Source organism: Leptospira haakeii, from assembly GCF_002812045.1.
In the GTDB taxonomy this organism is placed as follows: domain Bacteria; phylum Spirochaetota; class Leptospiria; order Leptospirales; family Leptospiraceae; genus Leptospira_B; species Leptospira_B haakeii.
The window spans coordinates 20,864-38,451 of record NZ_NPEG01000013.1 but is presented as its reverse complement, the minus strand read 5'-3'; the positions used below and the strand labels follow the sequence as shown (position 1 = coordinate 38,451).

The following is a 17,588-nucleotide window of genomic DNA, read 5'->3' as shown; positions in this document are numbered from 1 at the left end:
GTTTCAGTATGCGATCCGCTTTAAAGAAATTCGTTCCAAAAATTTTTTGTAATTTTTAGCGTTACGTCTTCCTCTGATCTGATCTCGTATCATATTCCAAATCAAAGAGCCTGGTAACCTAGGTTCTTTTCCTTCTCCCATTCTTCTAAACTGAAGACGGATCGCGGACATCTTTGAAAGTGAATTTAATGCAGGGTTAGAAAGTTTAGGTATTTCTACGGAAACCTTTTCTATTTTCCCGGAAAGTATTCCATTTACGAAAGTAGGATGAAATGCAAAAGGTGCGGCGATCCCAACCAGGTCCGCCTCTTTGGAAACGATAGCTTCTTCCATTACGGATTTAGTTCTGAATCCTCCGGTTACTAACAGTGGAATTTTAGTGATCTCTTTTGCCTTTTTTGCAAAATCTAAAAAGTAAGCTTCTCTCTTATTTGTGCCTGTTCCTTGCATTGCAGGAGATTCATAATTCCCTCCTGAAATTTCCAGAAGATCCAAACCGATTGGCTCTAACATTTTGATCACTTGGATGGAATCTTCTTCTTGAAAACCGCCACCTTGGAAATCCGCTGAATTCAATTTAACTCCAATCCCGAAATCGGATCGAACGGAAGCTTTGATACCTTTTAAAATTTCTAAAAGAAATTTGGCCCGATTTTCTAATGGGCCGCCCCATTCATCTTTTCTAATATTTGTAATTGGAGATAGAAATTGGTTTAATAAATATCCATGAGCGGAGTGAACTTCTACCCCGTTGAATCCTGCCTTTTCAGCCAATACTGCAGCATCTATGAATTTTTGGATAAGGACTTTGATCTCTTCTCCTTTTAATTCTCTAGGCACTCCGAAAACTTTGGCGAACATTCTTCCGGGTATATGTACCTTTATTGGCGAGGGAGCAACAGGTGTTTCCGTAATAAAACCGAATGTTTGTCTTCCCGGATGATTAATCTGCATCCAAATTTTTGAACCGCCGGACTGTCCTATCTCTGCCCATTTTTGGACGGATGAAAGATCCATATCCTTTCTTAAGATAACATTACCCGGACCGGTAAGGCCATTCGGGTCCACCATTACGTTTCCGGTAAGAAGAAGTCCTGCGCCTGATTGGGACCATCTTTCATAAAGTTTTAATAATTTTTGGCTAGGAAGAAATTCCTTATCCGAAAGGCCTTCTTCCATAGATGCTTTTACAATTCTGTTTTTGAGTATTTGGCCGTTTGGAAGTTTCAGTTCGGATGAAATTCCTTCCTTAGATAATGCCTGGATCATAAAACTCTCACTCAAGTTATTTCCTACCATTCGGTATTTATTGGACTGGGCCGGTCAATTAAAATTCCTACCGGTTGGTATTTATTTTTGGGAAATTTGGAGAATTCGTTTGACGAGCGGATGAAAAATATAGAAACAGAGGGCAAGGAATGAAACTGAGCAAAGCAAAACCTGGCTGGAAAAAAATGCCGGAGGAGGTCCGAAAGGAATCCATCCTTCAGGCAGCCATGCAATGTTTCTTTAGCAAAGGATTCGAAAGGACTTCTGTCCAAGACATTGCAGACGCGGCCGGACTCACAAAGGGAGGGATCTATTTCCATTTTGAAAGTAAAGAAGAGATCAGAGACACTCTTATTCAAAACTTTTTGTCCTGGGAAAGATTCGGATTTGAAGAACCTGAGGTAAAAGCACTCCCTCCACATTTACGCTTAGTAGAATATTTAGAAAGACTTGCGAATCGTTTGGCAGTGGAAGGAAATTGTAGCCCTCGTTTGTTCGCGGAAGCGACCGCCTGCGGTGCAATGGAAAAAGAAATATTAAGTTTTTATGATTCTTTAGAAAAACTTTTCGCTAAGACGATCAAGGAATCTCAGGCAAACGGTAAGATCAAAGCAGATCTTTCTCCTGAACTTTCCGCGAGAACTCTACTCGCGCTCTTTGACGGTTTGCAGATACAGTCGGATATTTCCAGCAAAAGAGCTTTGCAGACTGTAGGCAGAGAAGTCCTGAAAGTGTTTTTGAAATCTATGTTATTCCTTCCTCAGGATAACTGCGAAATTTGAAACATTACTAAAAGTAATTCAAACCTTGATCGGAAGATAAATACTCACTAGTAAGAATGCCAAAGAAATTAAGATCGCCATTAGCGGCCTGATAATTCTATAGAATTTCCAAAGTTTTAACTCGAATCTTTTGTTCTTCATCTCTATATATTAGAGAACAAACTGAAGAACTAAGACTTACATTTTCAGAAAATTTTTTATGATCCCTTGAGTGAGGGATGTATTAGCTTTATCAGATTATTTTAATTCTTTATGTCTTTTTCTGATCCAGAGTCCGTATATTATGCCCACGGAAAATCCGGATACGATTACTATAATTAAAATTGGGTCCATCTTTATCACAGATTGATTATAGACCTATGTCTTGCAAGATCTTAGTTGGATTTGCTAGTTACTGAAGTCATTTCAAGATTAAAACCTGCAACTTTCACATAAGTCCAGTCGGTACTTTGAGTTGGCGAAATTCCTGTAGTACCGATAGAACCGGAATCGCCAACAGTTACAATACGATTTAGTTTAGTACTATAAGTAGCGCTCATCCAATCATTGTATCCACTGCTACCTCCGCAAGTATCCAAAGTGCCAAAAGAGGTCCAAGATGTTCCTTGGTTAGAAGAATAAGCCCATTTGCAATTTGCACCGAAGGTGTAAATATTTCCTGATTCGTCGCTTGCAAAACCCATTGGTCTAGTATTCGCTCCAAAACCTGTGGCTACACTAGCAGGCCATGTTCCGTTCGTGTTCATTTTGGAACTTACAGCTACAGAGTCGCTTGATCTAGTTCCAATCAAATAGAAATCATTAGAGCGGGATCTGAAAAATCGAAATGTGGTCATCTCATATGGAGATGCCGTTGGAGGATTCCATAATATCGAACCAATAGAACTTCCTGATGGTGGAAATGATTCCAGAGCGTTAATTGAGGATGCAGGATTATATCTTAAGATCGCAGTATAGGATCCCACTTCCATCGAGCAGTACACCGTATTATTATAAATAGAAACTAAACAAGAAGCATCAACGGTGCCGTAATCTACATCTGCGATATCTTCAATTACGGTCCACGTAACACCATCCGAACTTTGGACCATATATAAGTTGTCCCCTGAAGATGAGGCATACTTGGAACCTGTTGCAATAAATTTATTCGCCCCGCCAACTGAGCCATAAGTGATAGTGCGTAATGGTAGATTTCCTTGAGATGAATGTGCGGCGGAATTCGGACATGCGATCCTAGTCCAAGTCTCTGCATCTGCACTGGTCCAAATCCCGCAATTATTCGTTCTGCTTGTAAAATCACCGGTGACTGTTCCTACAGCTACAAATAAACCGTTTCCGTAAGTGACTGAGTATAAACTTCCTCCGCTACAATCCGGAAAGACGGAAGAGCCCGTACTTGCAGTCCATGCAATTCCATCCTTACTAGTCCACAAAGAGCAAGCTACGCCGACTGCTACAAACTCATTGCTGTCATCGGTCGGCTGGAGCCCATTGGATAATGTAAGATCCAAGCCAAGGCCCATTAAAGACTTGGAAGCGTCTATACTCACTTCCTTGGCTTGGTTGCAATATAAGATCTGAAAGATACTTAGTAATAGAACGATATGTTTCATGCCCGGGCCTTTACTTAATAACAAATTTCCTCAGGATCTTTCCCATCTTTTTTTAGGATATATAGAGTCCATTTATGTCGAATTTTATAGAGTTTGTTCCAGATTAGTTTAGGGTTCCAACTTATAATCAGGCTCTAAAATACGAGGGCAATGGCTAAAAATGACCCCTAAATAATGTCTGGCTAAAGAATGAAAAAGCCATTCCCCTGCAGTATTTTGCACTTCTACAGAACCGATTTCCGAAAAGCCATTTTTCTGAAAAAAAGAATCTAAACTCCAATCTTCTTCCCCAGGAATCACTTGTACTTTTAACATAGCGTAGAAGGTCCCAGAATCAGGATCGAATCTAAATACGATGGATCGACCGCCTAATGGATTTCGAATGGAAAAGGTAGCCCATTTTGCTTTGGGCCCGGAGCCTTCGGGTTTTAGATCGTATAATTCGTATTGTAAATCCTTCTCATCTCCGAAAAACTCATGAAAAGCGGAACGGAATGCGTCCCCGAATTCCAAGCGAGTTTGGAAATAAGAATCTTCTGAAGGATCCATAGTACTGATTCTTGAAATGACGGATACTCCATCAAGTTTTTAGAGAAATGGATCTTATAAAAATAAACCGGATGTTAGTTTTTTTTGAGAATATGACCGAAATAAAAAACATGAGAAAGATTTTTTCACTATTTATACTTGGTGGAATTTTTATCTTATCTAACTCGATCTTATCCAAAGATCTTTCCGGGATTTATAAGGAATACGTGGTCCAAGATTTTGAGACCGAAGTTTTTGGAGAAGAAAACGTAAAAGCAAAATTAGGTCCTGATTTTAGTCCTGAAGTAAGGATTTCCACTGTGTTTAGAACTCCGGAACGAGAATCCGAAAAATCTTTGTATGTAGAACTAAGCGCTGAAAAAAACCAATCCTTTCAGATCTTATTCAAGAAACCTTGGTCTTCCAAAGAATTCGTAAAAGAGTTCAAGTTCCATGTATATGCAAACGATGGAGGCGGTTCTCTTTTTGTTTTAGTGAGAGATTCCAGCTTAGACCAAAAAAAAATATTACTCACGCATTTTAATTTTTCAGGTTGGAAAGTCTTGTCCTTGGACATCACTCGCAAAGTAAGACAGGATGATTTAGTAACTCATAAAAACTCCGAACTTGTATTCTTAGGGTTTTTATACGAAGCTCCTTTCGAAAGAAAAAGAGGTACTAGAGAAGTTTTCGTAATAGATGATATTCTCGCTAAAACAAGACCTAAATATCTTTTGTTTCCAGGTGAGAAAGCGTTAGTAAAATAATCTCCTCACCCATGAAACCCGCAATTGAACGATAGAATTCTCTAATATAGATCCGAGAGTCCAAGATCTTTTCTAACCGGATAGGAGTTCCTTCTTCTTTCAAAATATTCCCAGTCCTGATTTTTCCAGGAGTCTCTCAAATTCCGATCTTCTTCTTTCAAAAAAGTTTCTGTGGAAATCGGCTGATTCGATTTTAAAAATTCGGAAAGTGGCGGAAGTGGACTCTCCTTATATAATATACATAACTTCTCCGCAAGCCTATAAGTGCCTAATAATCTCCCTAGTTGGCTATAACCTGCGATATGAGGAGTGAAAATCGAATTTTCCAAACTCGCCATTTGTTCTGCGATTTTACCCTTAGGAGGTTCCGGAGAAAACACATCCATCACTTTGAATAGATCTTTTCTAGCCAAAATAGTCTGGAAAGTTTCTTCCGACCAAACTTCTCCTCTACTTGTATTCAGAAGAAGTGTACCTTCTTTCAATTTGGAAATTTTATCTTTATCCAGCAAGTTCGTTGTAGGATAAGGACCATCAGAAGTAAGAGGCACATGAAGACTAACAATAGCACATTTTAAGATTTCGTCTAAAGGAACAGATCTGTCCTTTATAAAAGGATCGTTGTAAACGTAAGGAATATTTTTCCCTTCTAAAATTTTGCCAAACATCTTGCCCGTATTTCCGAAGCCGATGATGCCAACATTCTTCTTTCTCAACTCTTCTTCCGAAAAAAAATGAAGGAGAGAGACCCAACAATATTCAGCAACAGAACCCGCATTACTTCCCGGGGAATTGATGAACACTCTGGATTCTTTTTTTAGATCCGAAAAATTCACATGATCTGTTCCAGAACTCACAGTCGCAAAAATTTTTACACTTGGGAAGGCCCTACAAGTTTCTCGATTCACCTTGAGTCTAGTATTTGCAATTAATACAGTAGGTTTAAACTTTTCGATCTCTTCTGGAGATTTGGCAGGATAAGATCTCACATCTAAGTTCCGAAAATGAGAAAAAATTTCCGAAGCTCCAACGGTTCCTTCCGGATAAAAAAGAATAGGAAGAGACATGAAGGAATCTTTTAAAAAAGGACCTGAATCGCCAATTTATTTTCCGTAAAAACTCTTGCCTTCTCACGCCCAATCAATACCTTCAATGCTTTCCAACCGGTAAATATTTCAAATGTTAGAACGTTTAAAAGAAATCCCCCCGAAAATCTGGCTTTTTGCCTCTGGTTTTTTAGTCCTTATAGTGTTGATTGTATTCCTTCTTTGGGAACCCGGTTCAACCGGCAAAGAGTTCGGTTTTGATGGAGGGGATTCTCCAGGCTTTACTGTGACCCAAAATGAGAATGGAGAATGGATCATCAATCCGGAGATCATGGCTACTTCTCGCGAACTATATAAAGATGGCCAATGGTTGAGCTATGACGAGATCCTGAAATACGCTGCGAATGGAGAATTGGATCTTGTATCTTCTCTTTGGGAATTGAGAAGGAAATGTCCTGCAGATTATACTCCAGAACAATGTAATGAAATAGTAAAAGCATTTATCTTAGAACAATATCCTGGAGCGGATGGAGAAAGGCTCGTTGGTCTTTTCAGAAAATATCTTTCTTATGAGATGGTATTAAGAGAATTCGAACAACCGAAAGGCAAAAGTCAGGAAGAAATTTACGAAATCATAAAGAAGAAGAGAAGAGAACTTTTTTCAGACCAAGATGCTAAACTGATCTTTGGATTAGAAGAAGCGGAGAAGGAGTTCCAATATGGATATGACCAATTCCTGAGCGAAGTCAAAAATCTCCCGGGAGATAAAAAGCTCGCGAGATATGAAGAATATCGTAAGGGAGTTTATGGAAACTATTATAATACGATCTATAAAAGAGAGCCTAAGTTCAATAAATACGAAACTGAACTTTATTTTAAAGAAACAGATCTGAACAAATTATCTGCCGCTGAAAAAGATCCTCAGGTTCGTGCGATCCGCGAAAAATATTTCGGAAAAGACGGAGCTGACAGGATCGAAAAGGTCCTGAAAGAAATCGACGCAGAGAAAAAGAGGGAAGATCAAACCGCACAAGAAGAACAAACTTGGCTCAAAGCTCATCCGACTGCAAGACCTGAAGAAAGAGATAAAGCTTTGAATGAGATCAGAGTTAAAATTTTAGGCCAAGAAGAAGCAGAGGCTTACGGTAGAAGAAAAGCCTTAGAAGAAGACCAAAGACGTCTGCAAGGTAAATGATCCGATTTTCCAGAAATCCGATCCGTCCATTTTTATACCTGATCGGAATTGCGTCCGGAATCCTTTTCGGAATGGAGCCCTTCGAGTTTTTTCCTGCGGGAGGGCTCTCCGCATTCTGCGCATATATTCTATTTTTAGAATTAAGAGAATGGAAACTTAAATCTGTCATTTTCTGGCTATTAGGGCTCTCTCAGGTCATTAACCTGATCGTGTTTTTCTGGATCCCCTCCTCTATTTCTGCAATTTCAGGAGCAGGTGCTGGCATTTCCTGGATCCTATTTCTTGTGTACGGGATCTTCTCTCATTTTAAACTGATCATCTTTTACTTGGGATGGCAATTTAGTTTATTCTTATATAATAAATACATTAACTCTCCGGAAAGATCTACTCTATTCGGCTGGGTAATCTTTCCTATCTGGGGAGTTTTATCCGATCTGATCATGCCTCAACTTTTCCCTTGGTACTGGGGAAATTTAGCGGAAGGAAATCTATCCTTTTCGCAGATCGCATCTTGGACCGGTATATTTGGAGTAGGATTTTTTCTACTCTTAGGAAGTTCTTCTTTAGTATTGATCAGGGATCCTTCCCTAAAGAAATACGGGATCGCCGGTATACTTATTTTCGGAATTGTTTGGACCTTAGGCAGTTTTAGACTTTATTCCGCTCCTGATTATACCGTTCCTAATTCCACTCCAGCTGTAGAAGATGAGATCTTAAAACTTTCAGGAGTTCTAATACAGCCGAATACTTCTCCTGGCAAAAGAGAACTGGCCGAAAATCCTGAATTTGTAGGACAAACTATCAGCACAAGCTTGGAGTTAGGACTTCGATCTTCTTTAGAAACTTCCCCTCCTCCTGATCTTTTGTTTTTGCCCGAGTCAGCTGTTCCATTTCATGGCACCATTCCGAATGAAAATCCGGGACAAGGAGTTTACTCTTCCACATTCCACGGTGCTCTAATGTATCTAGCGTATAAATCCGGGGCAGATATTTTATACAATGAATTGAATCGTTTTCCGGAAGGTTTAAAAAATCAGGTAACCCTTCTTTCTTCTTCAGATGGCGAGGTAGAACGTTATGATAAAAGAAGATTACTCGCTTTCGGAGAATATATCCCTTTCGAGTCTACATTTCCTTTTTTGAGAAAATTATTTAAGGAAACTTCCTTTTATATTACAGGAGGAGATCCTAAACCTCTTACGGGAAATCGTTCCTTAAGAAGAGTAAGAGTTCCTTCTTTTCCTACGGAAGAAGAAACTCCTTTGATCCAAAATCCGGATCATTTCCGTCCAATTTTAACTAGCTCGGGTAAAGAAGAAAATGTTTCCTATCAAATCCTACCTTTGATCTGTTACGAGGCGATGTTCTCTTATCTTGTTAGAGATTCCGTAAAATTCGCTTCCAAAGATACTTACACTTTTTTCGTTAATCCAACCAATGATTCCTGGTTCTCATCCGAGGTGGAAGCTTGGCAACATGCAGGAGCAGTCCGATTTAGAGCCATAGAATTCGGAATTACTTTAGTGCGCCCCGCAGTCACAGGAATTTCACTCGCAGTGGATCCCTATGGCAGAAGTTTAAATCATCCGACAAGATACGGAGAAAAAGATACCAGATCCTTTTTACTTCCTGCTACAAAATTGAAAGAAGGTGGAAATACATTCTATTCTGAATGGGGAAATTTTCCTTTTTATCTTTATACAATTCTGGTATTCACGTTATTCTTCCTTGTAGGAAAAAGGGCGTTTTTCAAAACTAAGGGTTAACTCCAAGGGGGATCTTTGTTAGAACATACATTCTGCCATCTCCCTGGCATCGACGTGATCGAAGAGGGAAAACTCTGGGACCAAGGAATTCTTCATTGGAACGAACTCAGAGAAGTATTAAAAGAAAAAGTAAAATCCCCTTCTGATATGCATTCCAGATTACTTTTGGATTCTTTGGATTTTTCCAGAAAGGAAATGGATAGAAAAAACTGGGATTATTTTTTCTTCGCTCTACCCAACCAACAAAAATGGAGATTATTCCCGACCATTAGAGAGAATCTTCTCTACTTAGATATTGAAACTTCCGGTTTAGGAAGTGGCGACTTTGTGACTGTTGTAGGAACATACGATAGTAAAAATTTCAAAACATATCTGAGAGGAAGGAATATGGATGATTTTCCGGAAGAACTTTCTTCTTCTCATGTCTTTGTGACTTATAATGGCGCTGCATTCGATGTTCCTTTTTTAGAAAAAGAATTCGGTAAAAAATTCAAGAACCGTCATTTGGATCTAATGTACATTCTCAGAAGCCTCGGGATCAAAGGAGGTTTAAAAGGATGTGAGAAGGCCCTAGGAATAAAAAGAGATCTTCCATATGAAGTGAATGGCGCGGACGCTGTTCGATTATGGTGGCAATATGTTCAATACGATGACCAAGACGCATTAGATCTTCTTTTAAAATATAATAAAGAAGATGTGGTCAATCTAGAACTTTTGTTTATAAAATCGTATAACTTGAAAATCAAAGAGACACGTTTTTTTGGAGAAGTGATCCCCGAGACTTGAGACACGAAGTTTGAAGAGACACAGGCAAGGTTCACACAGAGGCACAGAGCCACAAAGAAAAGTTTTTGGAAAGTTGATAATACCCTCAGTGTCTTCGTGTCTCTGTGTGAAAAAACTTTGTAGCTCTCCTAACTCTGTGGCTCTTGATCACCGATCCATCGATAAGTCTCGTAAGGTGGTTCTGTTTCTATAATTTCCACCCAGCCTTTGTCTATAAACTTACGAACCATAGAATGTAAGATCGCCATTGCAGTATTATAATATCCTGAATTAGCGACCTTTTCTCCCATTGCTTCTAATGTTAATGCAGAAAGATCGTATTCTTTTTCCTTGAGTCTGCGGATCACACCTCTTTCCAAGATCTGTAATGTTTTATGAAGAAGTTTAATTGCTTTTTGAGGAGATTCCGGCTCCGGTCCATGCGCCGGTAATAATCTACGGATGCTCATCTTAGAAATCCTTTCTAAGGAACGGTAATAATCCTCTAAGTTCCCGTCGATCTCTGCATAAATAGAGGAGATGTTCTGTAAAACCAAATCTCCGGTGAAAAATATATTCTCTTCCAAGATATAAGGAGTAAGATGCCAAAGATTATGACCTGGTGTATGTAAGAACCCGATATCTCTTCCACCCGCGTGGATCACGTCTCCTTCTACCAATTCTATATCGAATTTTAAGATAGGGTCGATACGAGTTCCCCTACTTAATGTATTTCTTAAGTTTAGATTTCCCTCTTCTATCCTTGCGAGTTCTCTTTTACGATCTTCCGGGACTCTATGGCCCTTATACACCAATCGTTTAGAAGCTCTATTGAACATTTCCACATGTTCCAAATAGTTTCCGATACCGGATGCCATTCCTTTCATTGCGTATAGTTTTGCATCCGTATAATAACGGATCGTAAGTACTGCACTAAGATGATCCAAATGATTATGAGTATAAAAGATATGTTTGATCTTATTTAAGCTAAGCCCAATTTTCCGCAGCGCTCTTTGGAGCATTCCTAAATTGGCAAGATAACCCGAATCGATAAGTGCAGGCTCTCCGTCTGGAAGGATATAAATATTATTTGGTGCATAAAACGGCTGAGGGATCTCCGTTTTAAAAATTCCGTCCCCGATTTCTTTTACATCTGGAATTGAGTCATAGTGATATATTTTCAAACTCGAATTCTCCCTTGGCTAAATCGATCTGCCTAGTCCGTCTTCTAGGAAAATAGGCGACTCCTTTCTCTGCAAGCTTCTAAATTTCCTTTTCGGATATACTCTGAAAGAATTCGAATTGAGTCTAAATTCTCTTTCGCTTCTTCTCCCAGAATTCGTTTAATATGTTTTGTTTCGAACGATGATAGTTTTCCGTCGAAGGAACATGCGATACATAATAATCTCAAGCATGCTTTTTTTTCTTCCTTAGATAATTGGGAGACCAAACTTCCGAATGTGTCCAGATCATCCAAAGATCCATCATGAGAATCCAAACCGAATCCTTTATGCATTTTGATCAGCATGTATTCCAAATTGGGATGGAATATTTGGGTAAATACTACCGAGTTCCCGACTGCTGCTAAGAATGCAATTTTTCCCTCTTTGCTGAGTTTATCCTTATTTTTTAATATTTCGTCTGTTACTTCTTTTGCGATGATCCTAGAAAGTAATCTGATCCTAAGTTCTTTTAAGATCAAATACATAACTACTCCATCCCAGATCGCAGTGATAGGAGCGGCAATATAATCTGCATATACCCTCAACGAGTTTCTTGCTAGAATTTTTCTTAGTACAATTTTAGCGAGCAGGTTGGAAAGTAAAACCTTGGTCTTATAAAAGAATGTTCGTATGAGTAAACTTCTTTTGTCAGTGAGCCTTAGCGGATCTATCCCTAATAATTTTAGATCCGGGTCCGGAATTTCCAAAGCCATTCTGGAAAGTAAATTTGCGTTTCCTGTTACAAGATCAGGATCTTCTTCCAATTGTATCCCTGAAAGTTTTGTAAGTTTATACGCTGCCCATAATCCTAATTTATAAAGTAGATAAAATTCTATAATTGTCCCGATAGCGAGTGCTGTTCCTGCATAACTCCATTTTTCTATAAATGCAGGAGAGAATGTTTCAGGTGATTCAGGAAAAAGTTTTTCTACTAAGATAATAAAATAAGTGGTCCAAAATCCTATCTGCAATCCTAAGAAGGAAGCCCAACGTATGATCCTAGTACTTTTAGGGAAGAAGTCAGGGCTTGGTCCAAGAGTCTTTTCTTCATCCTTCTCCTCATTGACATAATTCTGGAGAATTTTGATCCCCCATTTTTCCAAAACACCTGGTTTATAATCTGAATAAGATTCGGCCCTTACGTTCATCAGGAGGACGATCGGAAACTAAAATAGAAGGTTAGTCAACTCAATGGTGGAACCTCCCGGCCAGTTTTCAGGGTCTAAGGCCCAGCTGGTCGAGTTTTCGTTCCCAAGATTTCATTCTTGACCATGATTTTCCGAAGATAGATATTAGAATTATGGCGTTCTCCAAACCGTTTATTTCCAAATTATTCCCTGCATTTGTCGGCCTAATCGCCACGGTCGCGGTGCTTGTGTCTTGTAATACTGGTGATACTAATAAAGTAGATCTTACTGTAACAGGAACCGATGGTTCCACCTTCCCTATCCAGGGAGAGATTGATAAGGACAAGACCTCCAACTGCGGATCTGCAACTCCTTATTCCAGTTCCGGGACAGGAACAACTACCGGAACTACTACAAGTACAGGTTCCACTACCAATTTATTTACGATCAACTCCAGGATGTATTTTACTACAGGAGCTTTCGTAACCTTGAAATTTGTTTACGATGCTACCCAAAACCAAGGAACAGTAGATGCCCAACAAGGATTCTCCTTCTCAGGCCTACCTCTATTAGGGATTTCTCCAGTAGTTGCAAACTATGGAAAAATTTTCTGGGGAGGAAGTGGAGTACCTGTGGATACAGGAACTTCCAGCACCCAGGCTCTTTCCTATCTAACTGTTACAGTAGATTTAGTTGGAAATAAAGTAACAACCGGATCTGCAGGTCTTGCATTGACCCAATGTTATACTACGGACTTTATTAACTGTACTTCTGCTACTTCTTCTAGTATGTGTTATACTCAAGACGGTTTAAAATGTTATAATACGAATACTGCAAGTGGTCCTACAGTTTCTATTAAAGGTGATATTAACTGTACAAGTAACGCGATACCTTCCGGTTCTTCAACAACCAGCCAGTGATCCAAGTTTAGCGCAAAATGCTAAAAAAGAAGCCGCGGGTTTACTCGCGGCTTTTTTGTGTACACTTCGCTCTTTAATTATCCCATATGGGATAATTCGGTTTACGTACATTATTATAGGACGATCCGCCCTTCTTTATCTAAAATATTTGACCGTCACGCGCTTTAGAAAATCATACTACTCTAAATTAACCCCTAATAAGGACAAAAATGAATCGTAAAACCATTTTCCTAATCGCCTCCGCCTTAGTAATGTTCAATTGTGCTTTCCCTTCTACAAGAGAAGGAATGAGAGTCACAGATTTTAAAGCTCCAAAAAAAGTCGGAGATAAAATCTATATCAACGAATCCGTGGGCGGAAGTATCACTTTACCGTTCTGGATGTCCAAAATATCTGATGAGGAATTCACTGCTGCGGTAAAAGAATCCGTAGCGGCAGCCGGACTTTTCGAGACCCTCGAAGAACAATTCGGAAACAATTGGCATCTTAAAATTGAGATCGTAGATGTGGATCGCCCTTATTTCGGAACTACTTTCACAGTAAAAACGAAAATCAAATACACCCTATCTAAAGGAACTCAGGTAGTTTCTGAACTTTTAGTAGATGAATCCGGTGAAGCTACTATGGGCGATGCATTGATCGGAGTAAAAAGAATGAGATTAGCGAATGAAAACTCTGCAAGAGCCAATATCAAAAAGTTCTTGGAAGAAGTTTCTAAAGTGCAAGTAAAAGCACCAGGCAAAAAATAATCAATTCTTTGATATGGAAGGCGAGAGACTCTTTCGCCTTCTATTCCCTTATTTAAAAAAATCAAACTTCCATCAATTTGCGGAATTGTTCTTTAACAAGATTACCTTCGTTAGACTCAGGGTAAGATTTTAAGAAACTTAATAAACCTTCTACATCTGCCACAAATTCTTCATTCAAACTTTTTCGAATATTATATCGGTTTAATAAGGATAGAATGACAAGATCATCATCTGAGTTTCTTTCCTCTTTTGCGAATAAAGAATGAGCCAATTTTTTATCGTTCTTGTCCGCAATTTCCAATAATTTCAAGATCGGATATGTATATAGACCATTGCGGAAGTCTTTTAAAGGGATTTTTCCTGTTTGGTCTCCGGCTTGGAAATAATCGATTGCATCATCTTGTTTCTGGAATAAAGAACCCAATCGTATCCCGAATTCATGCAGTTTTTTTCTGGTCTTCTTGTGAACTTCTGCCAATATTCCCGCAGCTTCCGAGACAGCCCCGAATAGGGACGCTGTTTTTCCATAAACTACTTTATTATATATATCTAATGTAATTTTAGGATTTTTTTCCCATTCCATCTGAATGAGTTCACTGACTGAAAGATCCTTAATCACTGTAGTGAATAGATCCATCAAATCCGGAGACCCCAAACTATTTAGGTGATCAATCCCGCATGCGAGAAGATAATCCCCCGCCAAAATAGAGGTCTTATTCCCGAATTTAGAAGGAACACTAGGCATTCCTCTTCTTGTTTGGGCCTCGTCCACCACATCGTCATGAAGAAGGCTAGCAGCATGGATCAGCTCTGCGATAGCACCTACGTCGGAGTATTTATCTCCCTTATAGCCCAGGATCTTACAAAGGCAATAATGTAGAATAGGACGTATCCTCTTTCCACCGGACCGAATCGTATATTCTTTGATCTCTGCCAGTATGCGCAGATCTTCATCTATGATATCTTTTAGTTTTTTATCGAACTTACGGACTAAGAGATCCTTCAATCCTTTTGCTTTCACGCGGGTTTCCTGTTACGACAGTATTTAGAAACGAATTTTTGGCTCAAGCAGTAAAGGAAGCGAGGAGAGGAGTTCGAGACCAATTATGGTCAAGGTTTCCATTTATTGTCCAAGGCAAGAAGATGACGGGAAAGGATCTTTTCCATATCCCTATCCTCTTTTTTGCGGTAGATATGGATTAGGTTGCGGAACATTCTTTTGAGAATTGTCAGACTGCTCGCATGAGTGAAATATCTTTCATGGGCCTGAAATCCGTTCGCTTTTAGAAAACGAATGCAGGTAGAACGATCCAACATCACGCCACCATGATAAGAATCTATATAGGTTTGGAATTCGGATGATTCAAAATGAAGAAGGAAATGTAGAGGCATATTTACCCCGTATAAGGGGAGTTGTAATCGATGGGCCACTAACAAATAAATAACGGAAAGAGAGATCGGGATCCCTTTTTTAGAAGAGAACACCTTGTGAAGATAAGAATTGTTCGGATCCTCATACTGGTCGTGATTTCCGCCGAAACCTTCTTCCTGAGAGAGTACTCTGGTTAAAAAATGCACCTTAACTTCGTCGGAAGCGAGATCCTCATTCAGATCTACCAACTCTTCTACACGGATCGCGATCTTATCCAGATAAGTTCTGAACTCCAAATAAGAAAGATCTGAATCAATCACTGAAGAAAGAAGAAATACACCCTCTTCCAAATCGTCATAATGATTTGGATGACCCTTTTCAGCTAAGATAGAATAACGATAACTGATCCTTTCAGAATGAATTGCAGCGCTTACGGAACGTGCAAAAACTCTGAGAGTTGGATCTTTCAGTTCATCCGCAATTTCTTGGACTCTAACTTGCCAAGGGATCATGCTAGCGATCTCTTTTATGATCCTAGATTTATCTTGAAGAGAAGAAAACTCTAACTGATAAAACTTGTCCTCGATCTTATCCGGAGGAAAAGGAACTGTGCCGAAAAAAGAATCGGAGGATTGCATATCTATAAAATCGGATTTCAAAAACGAAAGTCAATTCGGATCTGAAATGATTGTATAAAAAAGGATGTGCAATATAAATTAACTATGTCTTCCATCTTTTTCGAACGCACTTGTTCAAGTGATTAGAAAAATGAAATGAGACTTTTGTTATGTTGATAGAAATGTTCGGGTTAGAAAAATTTCTTTCTCTAACCCAAGAGGATTAAGCGGTTACTTGTTCTAATTCTTCCAACGCTTTCTTTTCTTGTTCCGCATTCGGAGGAGTTCCATGCCATCCTGGATTATTTTCCATGAAGGAGACACCTTTTCCTAATACGGTTTCGAAAAGAATAATGGTAGGAGAACCTTTATGAGCTTTCGCCTTTTCGAAAGCGGAGATAATAGATTCGATATTATGGCCATCTGCTTCTAATACATTCCAACCGAATGCAGCAAACTTCTTATTAAGAGGCTCCAGATTCATTACATCTTTGGTGAATCCGTCGATCTGGATCCCGTTTTTATCCATAAACGCGATCAGGTTATCGGTTTTATAATGAGCAGCGGATTGTGCCGCTTCCCAGGTCATACCTTCTCCACATTCTCCGTCAGAGATACATGCATATACTTTGTAGTCTTTTTTAGAAAGTCTTGCACCTAAAGCGATCCCAACTGCAACAGAAAGTCCCTGGCCAAGAGATCCGGAAGAGCTTTCTATCCCTTTTAAATAACGGGTAGAAGGATGTCCTTGCAATTTAGAGTTTATGTTCCTAAAGGTAAGAAGTTCGGACTCTGGAAAAAATCCCGCCTGAGCCATGGCAGCATAACGTACTGCACATACGTGACCGTTGGAAAGGATAAGTCTGTCTCTATCTTCCCAATCCGGATCAGTAGGTTTATGATTTAGGACCTTTTTGTATAATACTGCGTAGATATCCGCAAGTCCAAGAGGACCTCCCGGGTGACCGGATTTTGCCGCAGTGACCATTTTGATCACGTTTTTGCGGATATTATTAGCGAATATTTTGATTTCTTTGGTATCTTCCACGTAAGCAAGCTCCGGTATTAATTCGAGCGGAACAAAAATAGTCCCGATAGATAAACGAGTGTGTATAATGGTAGAAAAATAAAATGAAGCTTCCTATGGAATTCTTTTTTTCTAGTCAGCCCGGACCAACCCATGAGTAACATCATAATCAGTGTAATGGCCGCCACCGCTCTGTGAATGTCTATATACAGTTTATCAACAGTCGCGATTAGCCCAGACTGCTCTATCCCTTCCCCCAAATATTTTAGGCCCAACAAATAAATTGCGGTGCTTAGATTGAAAAGGATTCCTCCCAAATTGAAGATCCTATGCAATCGGTTGTTTCTAAAACGAAACCAATACCCCGTATAAAAAAAAAGTATAGAGAGAGTCATTCCAGTATTGATCAGAAAAAGAGGCATCTGTCCAAAAGACAATATTCGAAAGCTGGAGAAAATCCTTTTTAATCGATTGACCCGACAAAATGATTTCGAAAACTGTCTCTTGAACGCTGCCTTAGCTCAATTGGTAGAGCATCTGATTTGTAATCAGACGGTTGTGGGTTCGATTCCTATAGGCAGCTCGTTCATTTTCCGAATAAGATTGACCAGCCACCCTGAGCAAAAATAATGGCTTTCAACAACGGGTAGGTACTCAAGCGGTCAACGAGGGCAGACTGTAAATCTGCTGGCCCAGCCTTCGAAGGTTCGAATCCTTCCCTGCCCAAAAGTTTCTCCCTTCCCCCTTAAAACAAAATCCTAATATACTAAAAAGTCCGGAAGGATTCGAAGCTTTCGAGCGTGAGCATTCATAGCGACCCGT

Annotated in this window: 17 protein-coding genes and 2 tRNA genes; 9 read left to right on the top strand and 10 right to left on the bottom strand. The window is 39.4% G+C overall.

Annotated elements, in window-relative coordinates:
- Nucleotides 1-3 precede the first annotated feature (3 nt).
- The gene (locus CH377_RS16140; RefSeq protein WP_100724841.1) at nt 4-1,284 is read right to left on the bottom strand and encodes an NADH:flavin oxidoreductase/NADH oxidase family protein; all 1,281 of its coding nucleotides are present in this window, start codon (nt 1,282-1,284) and stop codon (nt 4-6) included.
- Nucleotides 1,285-1,418: 134 nt separating this feature from the next.
- Here CH377_RS16140 and CH377_RS16135 point away from each other — a divergent pair, with 134 nt between their 5' ends.
- Nucleotides 1,419-2,051 carry a TetR/AcrR family transcriptional regulator gene (locus CH377_RS16135; RefSeq protein ID WP_100724785.1) on the top strand — a complete coding sequence of 211 codons (633 nt, stop codon included), beginning with the start codon at nt 1,419-1,421 and terminating at the stop codon, nt 2,049-2,051.
- A 374-nt stretch (nt 2,052-2,425) separates the two neighbouring features.
- On the opposite strand, the gene CH377_RS16130 is transcribed toward CH377_RS16135, so the two are convergent.
- The gene (locus CH377_RS16130) at nt 2,426-3,664 is read right to left on the bottom strand and encodes a hypothetical protein (RefSeq protein WP_100724784.1); all 1,239 of its coding nucleotides are present in this window, start codon (nt 3,662-3,664) and stop codon (nt 2,426-2,428) included.
- 108 nt (nt 3,665-3,772) lie between these two features.
- A complete protein-coding gene (locus CH377_RS16125; RefSeq protein ID WP_100724783.1) occupies nt 3,773-4,213 on the bottom strand; it encodes a hypothetical protein in 441 nt (146 codons plus the stop codon).
- Between the two features lie 110 nt (nt 4,214-4,323).
- Here CH377_RS16125 and CH377_RS16120 point away from each other — a divergent pair, with 110 nt between their 5' ends.
- Nucleotides 4,324-4,959: a flagellar assembly protein FlaA gene (locus tag CH377_RS16120; RefSeq protein WP_243402120.1), complete on the top strand. Its 636-nt coding sequence runs from the start codon at nt 4,324-4,326 to the stop codon at nt 4,957-4,959.
- 41 nt (nt 4,960-5,000) lie between these two features.
- On the opposite strand, the gene CH377_RS16115 is transcribed toward CH377_RS16120, so the two are convergent.
- On the bottom strand, nt 5,001-6,026 hold the full coding sequence (locus tag CH377_RS16115; protein WP_100724782.1) for an NAD(P)-dependent oxidoreductase: 1,026 nt from the start codon (nt 6,024-6,026) through the stop codon (nt 5,001-5,003).
- 112 nt (nt 6,027-6,138) lie between these two features.
- Here CH377_RS16115 and CH377_RS16110 point away from each other — a divergent pair, with 112 nt between their 5' ends.
- Genes CH377_RS16110 through CH377_RS16100 form a run of 3 tightly spaced genes read left to right on the top strand, consistent with a single transcriptional unit; the run spans nt 6,139 to nt 9,752 of the window.
- Nucleotides 6,139-7,200: a lipase secretion chaperone gene (locus tag CH377_RS16110; RefSeq protein WP_100724781.1), complete on the top strand. Its 1,062-nt coding sequence runs from the start codon at nt 6,139-6,141 to the stop codon at nt 7,198-7,200.
- Nucleotides 7,197-8,966, top strand: a complete 1,770-nt coding sequence (locus CH377_RS16105; protein ID WP_100724780.1) for an apolipoprotein N-acyltransferase — start codon at nt 7,197-7,199, stop codon at nt 8,964-8,966. The genes CH377_RS16110 and CH377_RS16105 overlap by 4 nt, the downstream gene beginning before the upstream one ends.
- 15 nt (nt 8,967-8,981) lie before the next feature.
- Entirely contained in the window at nt 8,982-9,752 is a 771-nt protein-coding gene (locus tag CH377_RS16100) for a ribonuclease H-like domain-containing protein (protein WP_100724779.1), read from the top strand.
- Between the two features lie 128 nt (nt 9,753-9,880).
- Here the strand turns inward: CH377_RS16100 and CH377_RS16095 are convergent, their stop codons facing one another.
- Together CH377_RS16095 and CH377_RS16090 are read right to left on the bottom strand one after the other, a co-directional pair.
- Nucleotides 9,881-10,915 carry an MBL fold metallo-hydrolase gene (locus CH377_RS16095; RefSeq protein WP_100724778.1) on the bottom strand — a complete coding sequence of 345 codons (1,035 nt, stop codon included), beginning with the start codon at nt 10,913-10,915 and terminating at the stop codon, nt 9,881-9,883.
- A gap of 44 nt (nt 10,916-10,959) precedes the next feature.
- On the bottom strand, nt 10,960-12,102 hold the full coding sequence (locus tag CH377_RS16090; RefSeq protein ID WP_100724777.1) for an LBF_2804 family protein: 1,143 nt from the start codon (nt 12,100-12,102) through the stop codon (nt 10,960-10,962).
- Between the two features lie 152 nt (nt 12,103-12,254).
- Here CH377_RS16090 and CH377_RS16085 point away from each other — a divergent pair, with 152 nt between their 5' ends.
- Both CH377_RS16085 and CH377_RS16080 read left to right on the top strand, forming a co-directional pair.
- Nucleotides 12,255-13,001, top strand: coding sequence for an LIC10920 family plasminogen-binding lipoprotein (locus CH377_RS16085; RefSeq protein WP_100724776.1), 747 nt, complete (start codon nt 12,255-12,257; stop codon nt 12,999-13,001).
- A gap of 209 nt (nt 13,002-13,210) precedes the next feature.
- The gene (locus tag CH377_RS16080) at nt 13,211-13,750 is read left to right on the top strand and encodes a hypothetical protein (protein ID WP_100724775.1); all 540 of its coding nucleotides are present in this window, start codon (nt 13,211-13,213) and stop codon (nt 13,748-13,750) included.
- A 61-nt stretch (nt 13,751-13,811) separates the two neighbouring features.
- On the opposite strand, the gene CH377_RS16075 is transcribed toward CH377_RS16080, so the two are convergent.
- The 4 genes from CH377_RS16075 to CH377_RS16060 all read right to left on the bottom strand — a co-directional run bounded on the left by CH377_RS16075 (nt 13,812) and on the right by CH377_RS16060 (nt 17,188).
- Nucleotides 13,812-14,771, bottom strand: a complete 960-nt coding sequence (locus tag CH377_RS16075; RefSeq protein ID WP_100724774.1) for a polyprenyl synthetase family protein — start codon at nt 14,769-14,771, stop codon at nt 13,812-13,814.
- An 89-nt stretch (nt 14,772-14,860) separates the two neighbouring features.
- On the bottom strand, nt 14,861-15,760 hold the full coding sequence (locus CH377_RS16070) for a transglutaminase-like domain-containing protein (RefSeq protein WP_165780485.1): 900 nt from the start codon (nt 15,758-15,760) through the stop codon (nt 14,861-14,863).
- Nucleotides 15,761-15,962: 202 nt separating this feature from the next.
- On the bottom strand, nt 15,963-16,787 hold the full coding sequence (locus CH377_RS16065) for a transketolase (RefSeq protein WP_100724772.1): 825 nt from the start codon (nt 16,785-16,787) through the stop codon (nt 15,963-15,965).
- 17 nt (nt 16,788-16,804) lie between these two features.
- Nucleotides 16,805-17,188, bottom strand: a complete 384-nt coding sequence (locus tag CH377_RS16060; RefSeq protein ID WP_100724771.1) for a hypothetical protein — start codon at nt 17,186-17,188, stop codon at nt 16,805-16,807.
- Between the two features lie 88 nt (nt 17,189-17,276).
- Between CH377_RS16060 and CH377_RS16055 the strand changes: the two genes are divergently transcribed.
- Together CH377_RS16055 and CH377_RS16050 are read left to right on the top strand one after the other, a co-directional pair.
- Nucleotides 17,277-17,349: transfer RNA gene (locus CH377_RS16055), tRNA-Thr, on the top strand.
- 61 nt (nt 17,350-17,410) lie between these two features.
- Nucleotides 17,411-17,492, top strand: a tRNA-Tyr gene (locus tag CH377_RS16050).
- Nucleotides 17,493-17,588 lie beyond the last annotated feature (96 nt).

Bases quoted from the DNA above. Each gene is read 5' to 3' on its own strand.
- CH377_RS16135 (WP_100724785.1), top strand. From the start codon at position 1,419: ATGAAACTGAGCAAAGCAAAACCTGGCTGGAAAAAAATGCCGGAGGAG.
- CH377_RS16130 (WP_100724784.1), bottom strand. From the start codon at position 3,664: ATGAAACATATCGTTCTATTACTAAGTATCTTTCAGATCTTATATTGC.
- CH377_RS16125 (WP_100724783.1), bottom strand. From the start codon at position 4,213: ATGGATCCTTCAGAAGATTCTTATTTCCAAACTCGCTTGGAATTCGGG.
- CH377_RS16120 (WP_243402120.1), top strand. From the start codon at position 4,324: ATGAGAAAGATTTTTTCACTATTTATACTTGGTGGAATTTTTATCTTA.
- CH377_RS16115 (WP_100724782.1), bottom strand. From the start codon at position 6,026: ATGTCTCTTCCTATTCTTTTTTATCCGGAAGGAACCGTTGGAGCTTCG.
- CH377_RS16110 (WP_100724781.1), top strand. From the start codon at position 6,139: ATGTTAGAACGTTTAAAAGAAATCCCCCCGAAAATCTGGCTTTTTGCC.
- CH377_RS16105 (WP_100724780.1), top strand. From the start codon at position 7,197: ATGATCCGATTTTCCAGAAATCCGATCCGTCCATTTTTATACCTGATC.
- CH377_RS16090 (WP_100724777.1), bottom strand. From the start codon at position 12,102: ATGAACGTAAGGGCCGAATCTTATTCAGATTATAAACCAGGTGTTTTG.
- CH377_RS16085 (WP_100724776.1), top strand. From the start codon at position 12,255: ATGGCGTTCTCCAAACCGTTTATTTCCAAATTATTCCCTGCATTTGTC.
- CH377_RS16080 (WP_100724775.1), top strand. From the start codon at position 13,211: ATGAATCGTAAAACCATTTTCCTAATCGCCTCCGCCTTAGTAATGTTC.
- CH377_RS16070 (WP_165780485.1), bottom strand. From the start codon at position 15,760: ATGCAATCCTCCGATTCTTTTTTCGGCACAGTTCCTTTTCCTCCGGAT.
- CH377_RS16060 (WP_100724771.1), bottom strand. From the start codon at position 17,188: ATGCCTCTTTTTCTGATCAATACTGGAATGACTCTCTCTATACTTTTT.